The organism is Komagataeibacter nataicola, assembly GCF_003207795.1.
Classification (GTDB): domain Bacteria; phylum Pseudomonadota; class Alphaproteobacteria; order Acetobacterales; family Acetobacteraceae; genus Komagataeibacter; species Komagataeibacter nataicola.
On sequence record NZ_NIRT01000052.1, the window covers coordinates 1 to 14,026 of the forward strand.

General features: G+C 59.3%; 8 protein-coding genes, 4 pseudogenes and 1 other annotated feature. Of the genes and pseudogenes, 7 read left to right on the forward strand and 5 right to left on the reverse strand.

Features of this window, described 5'->3' with window-relative positions; all coding sequences use genetic code 11:
• Positions 1-69 precede the first annotated feature (69 nt).
• The 3 genes from CDI09_RS16335 to CDI09_RS16345 form a co-directional block, all read right to left on the reverse strand.
• On the reverse strand, positions 70-3,270 hold the full coding sequence (locus tag CDI09_RS16335) for a UvrD-helicase domain-containing protein (RefSeq protein ID WP_236944499.1): 3,201 nt from the start codon (positions 3,268-3,270) through the stop codon (positions 70-72).
• Positions 3,267-5,936, reverse strand: coding sequence for a PD-(D/E)XK nuclease family protein (locus CDI09_RS16340; protein WP_249034051.1), 2,670 nt, complete (start codon positions 5,934-5,936; stop codon positions 3,267-3,269). The genes CDI09_RS16335 and CDI09_RS16340 overlap by 4 nt, the downstream gene beginning before the upstream one ends.
• A 123-nt stretch (positions 5,937-6,059) precedes the next feature.
• Entirely contained in the window at positions 6,060-6,266 is a 207-nt protein-coding gene (locus CDI09_RS16345; protein ID WP_010510745.1) for a hypothetical protein, read from the reverse strand.
• 85 nt (positions 6,267-6,351) lie between these two features.
• Between CDI09_RS16345 and CDI09_RS16350 the strand changes: the two genes are divergently transcribed.
• On the forward strand, positions 6,352-7,350 hold the full coding sequence (locus tag CDI09_RS16350) for a helix-turn-helix transcriptional regulator (RefSeq protein WP_078526893.1): 999 nt from the start codon (positions 6,352-6,354) through the stop codon (positions 7,348-7,350).
• A gap of 92 nt (positions 7,351-7,442) precedes the next feature.
• Here CDI09_RS16350 and CDI09_RS16355 read toward each other — a convergent pair whose 3' ends face one another.
• Complete coding sequence (locus CDI09_RS16355; RefSeq protein ID WP_078526892.1) at positions 7,443-7,715, reverse strand: hypothetical protein; 273 nt, start codon at positions 7,713-7,715, stop codon at positions 7,443-7,445.
• 290 nt (positions 7,716-8,005) lie between these two features.
• Here CDI09_RS16355 and CDI09_RS16360 point away from each other — a divergent pair, with 290 nt between their 5' ends.
• From CDI09_RS16360 to CDI09_RS18710, 6 genes and pseudogenes are all read left to right on the forward strand, one after another.
• Positions 8,006-9,451, forward strand: a complete 1,446-nt coding sequence (locus CDI09_RS16360) for a DUF262 domain-containing protein (protein WP_167370223.1) — start codon at positions 8,006-8,008, stop codon at positions 9,449-9,451.
• A 1-nt stretch (position 9,452) separates the two neighbouring features.
• Positions 9,453-11,468, forward strand: coding sequence for a DUF262 domain-containing protein (locus tag CDI09_RS16365; RefSeq protein WP_170120511.1), 2,016 nt, complete (start codon positions 9,453-9,455; stop codon positions 11,466-11,468).
• Between the two features lie 246 nt (positions 11,469-11,714).
• The gene (locus CDI09_RS16370) at positions 11,715-11,912 is read left to right on the forward strand and encodes a hypothetical protein (protein WP_236944498.1); all 198 of its coding nucleotides are present in this window, start codon (positions 11,715-11,717) and stop codon (positions 11,910-11,912) included.
• 47 nt (positions 11,913-11,959) lie between these two features.
• Positions 11,960-12,753: pseudogene (locus tag CDI09_RS16375) on the forward strand (IS3 family transposase); the annotation flags it as partial.
• 67 nt (positions 12,754-12,820) lie between these two features.
• Positions 12,821-13,173: pseudogene (locus CDI09_RS16380) on the forward strand (transposase); the annotation flags it as partial.
• 53 nt (positions 13,174-13,226) lie between these two features.
• A pseudogene (locus CDI09_RS18710) lies at positions 13,227-13,927 on the forward strand (IS3 family transposase); the annotation flags it as partial.
• Positions 13,505-13,621 (forward strand) — a sequence feature (AL1L pseudoknot). (Overlaps the previous pseudogene by 117 nt.)
• An 11-nt stretch (positions 13,928-13,938) precedes the next feature.
• Here the strand turns inward: CDI09_RS18710 and CDI09_RS16395 are convergent.
• Positions 13,939-14,026: pseudogene (locus CDI09_RS16395) on the reverse strand (IS5/IS1182 family transposase); the annotation flags it as partial.

Below are 14,026 nucleotides of genomic sequence, written 5' to 3' on the forward strand. Positions count from 1 at the left end.
CTGCCATGCCTGGAACCAGCTCGTCGATCAACCATGGCGCATCATGTCAATCGGACTGCGCAATTGGGCTCATAGGTTATAGCAATCAACGGTTGGTATCAGGCCCTCACGCACCATGTAAAGAGGGTATTCGGGCACCATCGTGCCACGCAGCCGCGCCACTTCGGGCGCATTGAGGGCACGCAGCACGGAGCGGGCCAGTTCCCCGGCTTCCGTCCCCTCGCGCGGGTCCGACACGACCGGGCAGCCTGCTTCCGCTAGCAATGCGCGGGCACGCGACTGCAGCGCATCGGGTGTATCGGGGATTTCGTGGTTCAGGACTTCCTCCAGCAGCTTGTGCAGCACGGTGCCGCGTTCGCTGCTGCCCCGGATTTCCGGGACCGGTGAGGGATCATCCTGCCCGTCCCCACCAGATGGCAGCATGATCCGTAGTGCAGGCGTAGCCATTACGGGAGCGGCCGCATCCTCATCCCTGCTGGGTGTTTTCCATGTCAGCCGTGTTGTCGCCTGCGCGATGATCCCGGCTTCCGCCACGAATGCTTCGCGGGTCTGGGTATTTTCCGTCAAGTCCACCGGTGGCAGGTAAGGTGCGTCATCCCCCACCGGGGCAATGGCCGGCAGGTCTTGGATTTTCAGGTCCAGCAGCGACATCCATGCCCGCTGGGCCAGTTGCAGGTCAAAACGCGGCAGGACCAGCATGTCGCGCGCACGGGTAACCGCCACGTACCACAGCCGGACCTGTTCGCGCCGCGCTTCCGCCGCCTCCCTGTCGCATGCCACATCATGGCCTGACGGGCCGATGCCCATCAGCGGGTAATGCAGATGCCCTGCCCCGCGTTCGATCACCGCGCCGTTGACCGCACGGGTGTTGGACATGGTGTTGACGGGCACGACAACCGGCCATTCCAGTCCCTTGGCCGCATGGACGGTGAACAGGGCGACGGCTTCCTCCTGTGCATCGGGGCGGGCTTCGGCATCGCGTGCATCACCGGCCCATGACGCATCCATGGCATCGGCAAAGGCACGCAGGCCACGGACGTCATAGGCGCGTGCAGCCGACAGGTACAGGTCCACATTCGCCAGCGCGCGTTCGGCCTGCCGCCCCAGACGCGCCATCAGCACCGGCCGTACGCGCAGCACGTCAATGGCGTGCGCCAGCAGGTCGTGCGGTGTGGTGGCGTTAATGCGGCGGCTCAGGGACTGGAGCTGTTCAATGACCGTGCGCGCCAGCGCATGCCGGATGCATGTCGTGTCCAGTGTGACGCGCAGCACCGGCAGACGGTCGGGCATATCCGGGTTGCGGGGCTGGGTCTGCACAATGTCCAGCAATTCCTCATCCGTCAGCCCGACCAGTGGCCCGCGCAGCAGCGCACCAAAGGCAAGCGTGTCGCGCGCATCCGCCAGCACGCGGGTCAGCGCAATCAGGTCCTGTATTTCCTGACGCTGGAACAGACCCTTGCCGGCCTGCGTCGCCACAGGAATGCCAAGCTGCTCCAGTGCTTCCTCGTAATAATTCAGTCCGGTGCCGGTGGGGGCCAGCAGGGCGATGTCACCGGGGCGGCAGGGGCGTGGCTTGCCACTGTCACGGTCACGCACGCTTTCGCGGCCGATCAGGTCCGCGCACATGCGCGCGACGGCCTGTGCCTCCGCCCGGCGCATGGCGTCTACGGATGCCTTGCCGTCCGGCCCGGCCACGGCAATATCAAGTGTGACAATGCACGCGCCCGCGTCCCGTTCGGGAATGAAGGCATCCAGCGGGGTAAAGCCCGGCTGCCCGCTGCCTGCCGAAAGGGGATGGGCGAAGCAGTCATTGACGTAATCAAGGATCGGCGCGCAGGAGCGGAAATTGGTCGTGATCGACATGATCCCACGCGTCCCGTGCTGGGCATGGAACAGGTCGCGTGCGTGAACGTACGCCCCTACATCCGCACCACGGAAACGGTAGATCGCCTGCTTGGGGTCCCCCACCAGGAACAGCGCGCCGGGACGGATGCGCCACGCGGTCCACGGGGCATCGGGCGCTTCCTGTGGTGGTTCACCGCACAGCCGCCAGAATATCTCGGTCTGGACGGGGTCGGTGTCCTGGAATTCATCAACCAGAACATGGGAAAACCGCTGTCCCAGCGCATGGCGCACCATTGCATGGTCACGCAGCAGGTCACGCGCCGTGAAGATCAGGTCATCAAAATCCAGCAGCCCGACCATGCGCTTGTGGTCACGAAACCGGCTGATGACCGGGCGCAGCAGCCCAAGCAGGTCATGCAGCACATAGGCTGCGACCGCCGCCTGCGCTGCCTGCCATGTTTCCTGACAGGTGTTGTACAGGGTCGTGGCCTGATCGTTCAGTTCCTCGGCATCCGCCTTTGACCCACCGTTCGCGGCAACGGCGGCGACCCATTTCCCCTTTCTGCGGTATGTCTTCCATCCGCTATTGCCCTTCCGCGCGCCTTCTGGCGGAAGGGTCCGCATCAGCCGGATGCGATGCAGCGGCGTGTCCGTATCACGCACCTGCCGGGCAATATGCGCAAGTTCCATGAACCCCGTGCCCAGCGCACGCGTTTCCGTCTCGATCCCGCCTTCGCCGCCGCAGAACGCCGCGAAGCCGTCCAGCGCGCGGATACAGTCGGTCAGGGCGGCATCCAGATCAGGCAGCGGCGGCGTGACAAGGTCGGGCCGGGCGCGCAGGCAATGCAGGATTTCGTTGATGTAGCCCAGCGTGCCCGTGGGATCTTCAATCGCCATGGTGGCGATCAGGCTGTCATCCTGGCCCGACAGGACATCACGCAGCCAGTTTTCGGTAATTTCACCAAAGATCAGGCTGCCCTCACCCGGGTCCACCAGCACCGCGCCGGGGTCCATGTCGGCCTCAACCGGATACGGGCCGATCAGGCGCTGGCAGAAACCGTGGATGGTGCTGCACGTCATGTCATCAATATCCCCCCCCGCCGCCACCAGCGCGGCCTGCCGCGCCGGGTCCAACCCCTGTGGCAGGGCAATGCGCAGTTCGGCGGGTACGTCGCCCCGGCACAGCCGGTCCACGAAGGTGCGGATGCGCATGACCAGTTCGCTGGCTGCCAGTTCCGTAAAGGTGACCGCCGCGATATGGCGCGGATGCACCCCACCGGCCAGCAGCATGACAATCCGGCCTGCCAGCACGGCGGTCTTGCCCGACCCGGCCCCGGCTTCCACAAGGAAGGAGTGGGTGATATCTGCAACCGCCGCCCTGCGTGCGGCATCATCAGCCAGTGGCGCGCGCATCTGTCCCATCATGGTGCATCCCATACTGCAATGGCATCATCGCCCAGAATCCTGTTTGCCTGCGCTTCCTTGCGGCTGCGATAGGCAGCCAGCCCTGCGGGCAGGGCAAGGCGCATGTCGTCGTAATCTCCCCCGGTATCGGGGCCGATCAGCGCGTGACCGGCCAGCGCGGTCCGGCGCGCGGCGCGCAGGCAGGTGGTCAGGTCCGCCAGCGCCTGCCGGGGGTCATCCAGCCGCAGGGCGCTTTCATCACGCAGGTACAGCAGTGTTGCCTCCACCTGCACGTCCGGGCCGAGCAATGCCTGCACGGCAAAGGCGTACAGGCAGCGCTGCAGTTCAGCGCCCCCTTTCAGCACGGTGCCCTCACCTGCCGCCCGACCCGTCTTGTAGTCGTACACCCACGCCTGCCTGCCATTGGCGGACAGGTCGAGCCGGTCGATATAGCCATTGATGAAAAACCCCGTATCGGCAACGGGAACCGGTGTGGTCGTATCCCATGCGGCCTGCCGGTCCGGCTCGGCGGGAATGCAGCCAAAGGGCACTTCGGCATAGGACCGGCAGCCCGTGGCGTTTTCGCGTGTCGCGCGCAGGCCCCAGCACGCCATGGCGCGCACGCCGTCAAGCAGGTGGTGCCACAGTAACTGAGGCGGTGTTGCGTGGTCGTGCTGCCACGCGCGTGCGGCATCCGACAGGGCCTGTTCGACAATGGCATGCGCGTCGGATCTGGCTGCCTGCCCGTCCCGCGTCATCAGGACAAGGGCATGTTCCATCGTGGCATGGACCAGGTCCCCCACCGCCATGGCATCAGGCATCAGGCTGGCCAGCCCTGAATCTGTTGTGTTCAGGCCCAGGCCGTAACGCCACATGAAACCCAGCGGATTGCGCAGCAGCATGCGCAGCGAACTGGCGGACTGAGTGCGCTGCATGATGGCCTGCATGACCGGGTGGTTCGCGCGGATCAGGCCATCATGCGGGGTGATGTCGGGGCGCAGCCAGTCATGCCAGCACGCCGTGGCGGAGCGAGCCTGTGGCGTGCGGGCGAACTCATCCCGGCGTGCCGTCAGCCGGTCCGTCTCGCTATAGGCATGGGCGGGCGCGCGGTTGCGCCGCAGGTAGGTCTCGTCCGGGTAATCCTGCAACAGGGCGCTGCGGCCCAGCAGCCGCCCGTCATTGCCGCGTCGTGCATGCGACAGGACCACCTGGTCGCCTGCCGTTGCCATGATGGTGGCGAAGGTCTGCCGGTCTGCTTCACCAATGGGCAGCGGGTTGAGTTTCGTGGTGGGGATGATGTGATCGGGCAGCAGCCTGTCCTCTCCCACGTTGCGCGGCCAGCGCGCGGAATTGAGGCCCAGCAGCCTGACAAACCGGCGGGGCGACGCCGCAAGCGACCCCGCAGGCATCCAGGCGATCGACGCACAGGGATCCGTGGCGTCATCCAGCCGCATGCCCTCCACCGTCAGGTCAACCGATTGTGCCGGTCCCGCGGCCAGCGCCGCCCGCCAGATCACGCGCGTGCGGCCCGCCAGCAGGCCTTCGCCCATCTCGCCCGCGGCCTCGGGGCCACGGTGCAGCAGGTTAACCAGCGCCCGCAGGGCGGGAGCATGGTCGATGCCGTCGGGCCAGTCCCCGGCGCCAAGGCCGGACAGCAGCCGCGCCCACGCATCGGGCGTATCCAGCGGTGCCGTGCCCAGCACGCGCATCCAGCCATCCGGCAGATCCGCCAGCGCCGGGGCATCCGCCCCCATCAGGCTGATCAGGCGGCGCAGCCGCAGGCGTGACAGGCCGCGCACCACGATATCCGCCAGCGCCGCCGCCGCCTGCCCGTCCCGTGTCGCGGTAACAGGCAGGCCGTGCACGAAATGCACGGCGAAATTGGCATCGGCCCGCAGGCTGAGGACGCTTGCGTCATAATCGCCCGTGCTGGTGGTGGCGATGGCGATGTCTTCCGGCCGCGCCTGCCCCGATGCCATCAGCGTACGCGCCCAGCGCATGGCCTCGATGGCTTCATGGTGAGGCGTGGCCGCGCTGCAGCATGTAATGTCGGGCCTGGATGGCGCGCCTGTGAGGATCGCGACATCCGTATCCGCCAGCCATGCGGGCGCAGGTCGCGGCCCGGCATGCCATTGCACCGGCACGTGCCGCGCCAGCGCCTGCACGGCTGGTCGCCAGCATGGGGAAAGGTCGGGCACGCCCAAGATTTCGACAGGACCAAGAAGTGCGGGCGCATGGGCCAGCCGTGCGCAGGCCCGCCGCGCCATTTCGGCCGGGCACAGGCAGCCGGGCGGCAGGGCGGCCAGGACGGCGGCCTCGATCCGCGCCATTTCGGCAATGCGGGCATGGGTGGCACTGCGTGCCGACAGGTCGATGCCCGCTCCCCATACCCGCCGCAGGGTGCCGGTCACCGCGCTGGCCATACCCGGCAGGTCGCTGATCCGCGCCAGTTCCGCCAGCCGCACGTCACGCAAGGCCACCTGCACGGCCTGGCGCAATGTTTCCTCATCCACGTCGCGGGCAAAGCCACCGGCCAGTCGGGCGATGACCTGCCCGAATGTCATGACCTGCAGGCCATTCCAGCCCGCGCGGGAGGCCTTCAGCCGCCACTGCCGCATGGCGTAACGGTCGTGGACGATGATGGTCCGTCTTGTCATGCGCCTGTCCGCCACGTCCTGTTCCTGCACGCCTTTATGATCCCATCCGGTCGGTTCTGCTCCATGCCGCTTGTCGCATGGACGCATCATTCCAAAAAGATGCTGCCTGCATGGCAGCCCCGTTCCCGGAGCCGCCCTGCAGGGCAGACGCACCTAGCGCGCCGGGGTGGCGGACAGCTGTCGACCACGTTCGTCATGGACATAGATGAAGGCGCCACGCCGCACGCTGACTGTCGTGCCCGTATAGCCCTGAAGCCCGTCTGTCGGCTGGCTGCCCGCGGGAATGGCGGTCAGCTGGTGTCCTTTTTCATCGTAAACGTAAACGAAGTGTCCGCGCTGGACGGCTGTGGCGATGGCCATGGGTCGTGTCTCCTGTATCTTGACGACGGCACGAGCATGGGGGCACGCTACGACAGAAACGGTCATAGCGGGAAAAAGCCTGAACATGCGCCATGAAAAAGCCGCCATGCTGCTTGGCCTCGCCCGGCTTCTGGCTGGCAGCGCCGAGGGGATGACGCTGGATGAAATGGCGGCCGCCATGCATGTGAACCGCCGCACGGTCGAGCGCATGCGCGTGGCGGTGGAACAGCTTTTCCCCCAGATCGAGGAAATCGCCGATGGCCGTGGCAAGCGCCTGCGCATTTCCGGCGGGTTGGACGGCTTCATTCAGGCCCCGACGGTCGATGAAATGGCCGAACTGCACACCGCCATCAATACCCTGCGTGCGCGGGGGGACACGACCCGCGCGGGGCTGCTGGAAAGCCTGCAGGCCAAGATCCGCGCGGCATTGCGCCCCGCGCTGCGTTTGCGCATGGCGCCGGACCTGAACGCCCTGGTTGTGGCCGAAGGCCACGCCATGCAGGCCGGGCCACGGCCCCTGGCCGACCCGGCGGCGCTGGATACGATCCGCACGGCGCTCAAGGCCGGGTGCGGGCTGGCATTCCGTTATGGCAATGGCGCCAACCATGTCAGGACGGTCAGCCCGTGGGGCCTGTTGTACGGGCGGTCCTATTATCTTATCGGTCCCAGCACGGGAAAGGCGGCGCCAGCCCTGTGGCGGCTGGACCGCATGAGCGACATCACGATGACCGACATGGCCGACCCGCCGCCCGCGGACTGGAACATAGCCGATTTCGCGTCGCGCTCCTTCGGTGTCTATCAGGACGAACCGCAGGACATCGTGCTGCGCTTCAGCCCCGACGCCGCCCATGATGCGGCCCGCTTCCTGTTCCATCCCACCCAGACGCATGAAGAACGGCCCGACGGCTCCCTTGTGGTGCGCTTCCATGCGGGGGGATTGCGGGAACTGGCCTATCACCTGTTTACGTGGGGCCGGACGGTGCAGGTTCTCGCGCCCCCTGCCCTGCGCGGGGAACTGCGTGCCCTGCTGACCGAGGCCCTGAAACATCATGCCACGGCCGCGCCGGAACGCGGCGGCGGATAACCGACGACCGTTTCTGTCGTAACGGCCTGTCATTCCTTCTGTCACGGCACAGAAAGGAGACGGCAATGGCCTGCATGACCCATGAAACCCATTCATTCCCGCCCGGCCCGGACAGACATGGCATCGGGCCGGTCACCACGCATGCCCGCAGGCGCGGGCAGCAACGCGCCATTCGCCCCGCCACGGTTGGCCGCCTGCTCAAACACGGGATCCGTCGCCCTGCGGGTAAAGGAACGGAGATGGTTTACCTGCCCCGCTGGTGCCATGAGGAAATGCTTGCCGATGGCGAATGCACGCCGGGCGAACGGATGAATACCCTGTATGCCATCGTGGGTCGGGATGACGCGCTGATAACAGTCGGTCATCGTTACCGTCGTAGATGGCGGTAGGGCCAGGTCCATCCGTTTCCTTTTTATATCTTCGATTGTCTCGATGTAGTGAGAACAGGCATCCGCGTTACGCATAAACCAGCCGTTCACGCCAGAAACATATGGTTGCGCTGATCTATGGCAAACTCGGCTTATGCAGGCCAGTGGCCTTCTGCCAGATAAACGGGAGGCAGGCACGCCCATATGCGACCTCCCCCTGCACCAAGGGTTGACCCGTCAGCTTTATCAGGCATTCATAAAACAATATTGCAAAGAAGGATTTAAAAGTGTCGTCTCATTATCAGGAAATATCAGATACGACAAAGAAACATATTGAAAATATTCCTGATCCATTAACAAGAAGTATTAGACTTAAGGATTTTTTTGGCAGGACAAAAAACAGCATCGAGGGTGTGCCGCATCTGCCAGCCTATCAGCGGCCATATTGCTGGGGCGAGAAGCAGGTCAGGCAACTGATAGGCGACCTGCAACAATATTTTAAAACAAAATCTCGAATTGCCTTCTATCTTGGCAGTATCGTCCTGCATCGACACAAAAATGAAAACGGGCAATGGGTGCTCGACATTATCGATGGGCAGCAGCGACTGACCACCATGGCTATCCTGTGCATGCTGCTAAACCGAAAAGGCAAGAACTACCCCCTTCCCGCGTTGCAGTATCGTGCCCCGGCCAGTCATGAGCAGATCAGGCATAATTTTGCTCTTCTTGAACAGTTACTTCCTGAAGGGCTTGATCTGGATCTAGATAAAATCAATATCACCGTCATCATCACTCAAAGTGAAGATGAGGCATGGCGCTTTTTCCAGACACTGAATACCGGCGGCGTGCGCCTTTCCGGCGTCGATATTATCAAGGCCTACCACCTGCGTGCCATTGCACCACCATTACAGCCAGATCATTATGCACGCCTGTGGGAAAGTACGGGAGGTAGCCTCGATCCTACGGTGCAACGGTTATTATGCGGACGTTTCTGGACACATCTGCACGCCCGCAGCTTTAACAGAAGAAACCCACGTAACGACATCATTGCCGAATTTGCCGAGCGCACGCAGCCTGCGGCGCAGGATAATGCCTATCGCCTAGCCATATGCACGGGGTCCGAGGGAAACACGTCATTCACGCTATCCGATCAGGGATATGCCTTGCGCCAGCCCCTGAACAGCGGCGTAAATACCATTCATTACCTGATTTATTTCAGCGCATTGTACAAAAGACTCTTTCTGGAGCATGGTCCTGATGAAGATGTGGGGTATAAACTATACAAGGAAATAGTGCAGCATTCAGCACAGAGCCACTATCTGCGTGAATTGTATGAAACCGCACTCTTGCTTTATGCAAGTAGGTTCGGCACGAAAAACCTGCCTGCGGCAAGGTTCTGGCTGTTCCGCATGATCTTCAGCCTGCGCATGATCAAGAACCGTGTAACCGAAGCAGGCGTACGGAATTTCTGTATGGAATGGAATATCCTCGACCATATCGCTTTCAGCTTCAACCATGCGGAATTGATGTCATATTTGCAATCCTATACCTACGAAATCAATAAAGATGGAATTGAAGGCAACGGTGTAAAGAAAAGATTTATCATGAGCGTTTATAATTTATTTGGTTCATCATGCCCACAGAAAGCAGATGATGTAATACATCGATATGACACTTCTCTTACCGAGCAATTCAATAATCATATTTCATCCACACCAAGCCGGACATTCTGAAATGAACACTCCAGTTTCCAGGGTCGAGACACGCGTCCAGAAAATCAGTGACATGTGTGCAGAAAATGCCCTGTTGGAAATACCCTGCTACCAGCGCCCATATGTCTGGCCTGCAAGGGATGTTGAAAAAATCCTGCAGGATATCCGTCAGGCCATGGAGCGCGGGCAGAAGCAGTATTTCATTGGCACGCTGATTACCGCCAGCCATGGCCACAAAGGCGGTCATCATTTCGGTTATGAACTGATTGATGGTCAGCAGCGCATGACAACGCTGTTTCTCATCGCGCTGGCATATTCTGCACTGGAACCGGACAGTGCGCTTGCACAATTTGCGCGCCGACCGGGCGATGCCAGTGACATCCGTCTGAATTTCGCCATTCGCGAACAGGTACAGGACCTTCTGCGCAGTTGGCTTAATGGCGTGTTACCTCCTGCCCTTTCCATTGAAGACCCCTATGTCAAATGCCTAGTCACGGGACTTGACGCGGCTTCGGCTTTCCTGACTGCACAAAAGGAAAGAGGTGGTCTGGAAGCATTCGGGAATTATCTGTTCAACTGTGTGCAATGGGTCAATAATATTGTGCCGCCCGGCACGGACCTCAACCAGCTTTTTACGGCGCTCAATACAAATGGTGTCCAGCTTGAGGCATCTGACATCCTGAAAGCACGGTTACTGGAAATGGTCCCTGCCCGCCAGCGGATGAGTTATGATGCCATTTGGCAGGCTTGTGAAAACATGGATGTTTTTTTTGAAGATAATCTCCGTCAGGTCTTTCCTGATGCTGACTGGCAGGATTACAATTATCATGCTCTAAAGAAATATAAAGCTGCTAAATTTAAGATTGATGAGTCCAATCCGATATCGACCCCGGCCCTGGGCATACAGGATATTCTGGCCATTCAGGCAGTGCAGGACGGATCGACCCGCTTAGCCCCGACAACAGGGCAAGAGGCGCATAATTACCGGGCGGTCAGGTCCATTATCACCTTTCCAGAACTTCTGCTTCATGCATTGCTCATTTATATCTGTGAAAAACCATGTAAGTCGGATGCAACGAAAGCCGAGGATATTTTACGTATCCATCCCGATCGCCTGAATGAAAGTTTTGATCCCTTTCTGAAAGATCTGAATGCACAGGATGCTCAGGGATTTATCGAATGCCTTTGGACAACACGCCACCAGTTTGACCAGTGGGTCATGAAAAGGATTCCGGACGCGGATAACAACCTGTATTGCGTGCCGATAACGCCGGAGCATGAAGAAGACAAGAAATCCAAGATTTCCCGCACCATGCCCGGACGTGACGGCACGCCAGTTGGCTATACAGCACTGACACAGTTGCAGAGCGTACGGTATTGTACGGGTGAGCATGCAATGCAATACTGGCTGACCCCCTTCCTCGGGCGGCTTTGCAAAAATGACATTGAGGACGTTGGCCAGGTTACGAAGCTGCTGAAAACGATCGACAATCAGCTTTCTTGTGCACAGGACCAGAAGAAAGCTAGTTTTGATCTGCTGTCTGGCACTCATTATTCAGAGATACAGGAAGCTGAAATCGTTATTACAGACATGATGAAGCGCCAGTACCCTCGTATTTCGCATTACTGGTTCCAGAAACTTGAATATATCCTATGGAACAACGCAGAAAGGGGTCCATTTCCTACTTATCTGGAAAAGGACAAATTTAAAGCTTACCGCATTACGTCAAAAAATTCAGTTGAACATATTTTTCCACAGAACCCCACATTTTCCAATGATATTCATAAAGACATTCTGGATGGATTTGGTAACCTTGCGCTGATCAACCCGAGTGAAAACAGCACTTATAGTAATCGGATCATAATAGAAAAAAAAGAAATGTTTCTTGAAAAACCGAAATATGATTCACTCAAGCTGGCCCACATGTTCTTTACAATAAGAAATAAACCATATTCAGATTTGGGCGAAAAAGATATCATACAGCATAAAAATGAAATGGAATATTTCATCAGACAATATTATGGAATAATCGCATGAAACGCAGAAGCTTGCTTGGCGGTCTGATCGGACATGTTCCTGAAACAACCATTGTCCGCGTAATGGATCTTTTGCCCAGTGAGGTTCCTTGCCGGAGCGCTCAGCCTCATGTTATCCGCGAAAAACTCCCGTTCACGTCCTGATTTCAAGCCCTAAGTCTATCGCATATACGCCCTTCATACCGTGGCATGATCGCCCAGTGTCTCCGAAAGACACAGTTCGAATCGACAGATGAAGGTGCGACACATGGAGCGCGATCATGCAACGAACCATTGCGATTATTGGGGCTGGCCCCTTGGTGGTCTGATTCTTACCGGCGTCCTGCGGCGGCACGGGATCGAAGCCAAGATCTACGTGGCCGAGACATCACCCGCCGCCAGAAAACAGGGCGGACTGCTTAATATCCACGAACATAGAAGTCAGTATGCGCTAAAAGCAACTTGAACTGCCCCGGGTTTACCGGAGAGTAAAACTCTCGGAGGATGAACCCTATGGTAGAGCAGAAGAAGACATCGCGTTATTCACCTGAGTTCCGTGAGCGCGCCGTGCGCCTTCTGGACGAACATCGATCGGATTACCCGAGCATTTCGGCAGCCTGTCGTGCCGATTATGGGGTCGAGCCAATCTGTCGCGTTATGCCGATTGCCCCTTCCACGTTTTATCATCAGGCGGCCATAGCGAGAGATCCGGCCAGAGCCAGCATACGTGCACAATGTGATAGGGATCTGATGGCGCATATCTGTCGGATCTGGCACGACAGCCGTAGTGTTTATGGTGCGCGCAAGGTCTGGCACAGCCTGCAGCGTGAAGGACGGAAGGTCGCGCGCTGCACTGTCAAGCGCCTGATGCGGCAGATGGGTCTGAAGGGTGTAATCCGGGGCCGGAAGGTCATCACGACCCGTCCGGATACGGCGCGCCCCTGTCCTGATGACAGGGTCAACCGGCAGTTCCGGGCGGAGGCTCCCAACCAGCTCCGGGTCTCGGACTTCACCTATGTCCAGACCCGGAATGGCATGGTCTATGTGGCGTTTATCATTGATGTGTTCGCCCGCAGGATCGTGGTTCACAATACCTGTCGATCCGATATACCGAACGCCTGGCGCTGGCTGACATCGATTCCTCGGTCGGCACTGTCGGTGACAGTTCTGATAATGCACTGGCGGAGACGATCAACGGTTTATACAAGGCCGAAGTTATCCATCATCTGGGGCCATGGAAATCCATGGCGCAGGTCGAATGGGAAACACTCAGATGGGTGGACTGGTACAATAACCGACGCCTGCTGGCACTGACGTGCCCCCCGGAAATGTAACCATTTAAAAGTAGAGTCCGATCGAGAAGGATACGGACGGATGAAGCGCAGTCGTTTTACGGAAGAGCAGATCATAGGGATCCTGAAAGAACAGGAATCCGGGCTGAAGGTCTCTGATCTTTGCCGTAAGCACGGGATCAGTGACGCGACCTTCTACAAATGGAAGACCCGTTATGGTGGCCTTGAGGTATCCGAGGCCAAACGGCTGAAGGCGCTGGAAGATGAAAACAGCCGCCTGAAACGTCTTCTGGCGGATGCCATGCTGGATAATGCGGCACTGAAGGAAATTATTGGAAAAAAGTGGTAACGCCTGTCGCGAAACGGCAGGCGGTCCGACACATTCAGGAAGCTCTGGCCCTGAGTGAACGCCGAGCCTGTGCGTTGTTGGTGTTTGAATTGCCCCGGGTTTTGTGGAGACAGCAAGACCCGTGAGGTAAGAGATAGTCATGAGCAATAAATCGAAGCGTTTTCCGCCTGAATTTCGTGAACGTGCAGCCCGCATGGTTCTGGAGGAAGAGAAGAACCATCCTTCGCGGTGGTCTGCGGTGATGGTGATCGCCCCAAAGCTGGATATTCACCCTGACACGCTGTCAAAATGGACCCGTCTGCATGAGCGGGCCAATGCGCCTGCGGTAAGTGAACTGCCTGATCGAGAGAAGATCAGGCAACTGGAGCGAGAGAACCGCGAATTGCGGCAGGCCAATGAAATCCTGCGTAAGGCTTCTGCGTATTTTGCCCAGGCGGAACTCGACCGCCGGTTCAGGCCATGACGCGCTTCATTGATGAGCACCGGCAGACATATGGTGTCGGGTCAATCTGCAAGATCCTGCCGATTGCACCATCTGTCTATTATGCAACCGTTGCCAGGCAGAAAAATCCTTGTGTGCGCAGCCAGAAAGACAAAGAGCTAAGCGACAAAATCCGTAGAGTATGGAGTGATAATTTTTGTGTTTATGGAGCGCGTAAGGTCTGGCATCAGCTCAGACGCGAAGGCAGGACTGTCGCCCGCTGCACGGTAGAGCGGCTGATGCGCCGGATGGGACTGAAAGGCGCCATTCGTGGCAAGGGGGTCAGAACCACACGGCCAGATCCGGCACGGCCCTGTCCACAGGATCTGGTGCAGCGCCAGTTTCATGCACCAGCCCCTAGGCTCAGGACTCATAGCCAGAAGATGACGGTTGCAGCGAGGCAGATGGCTGAGAAGAAGACGTTCGGGCATCTGTCATAGCGTGTTGCGACCCGCCGC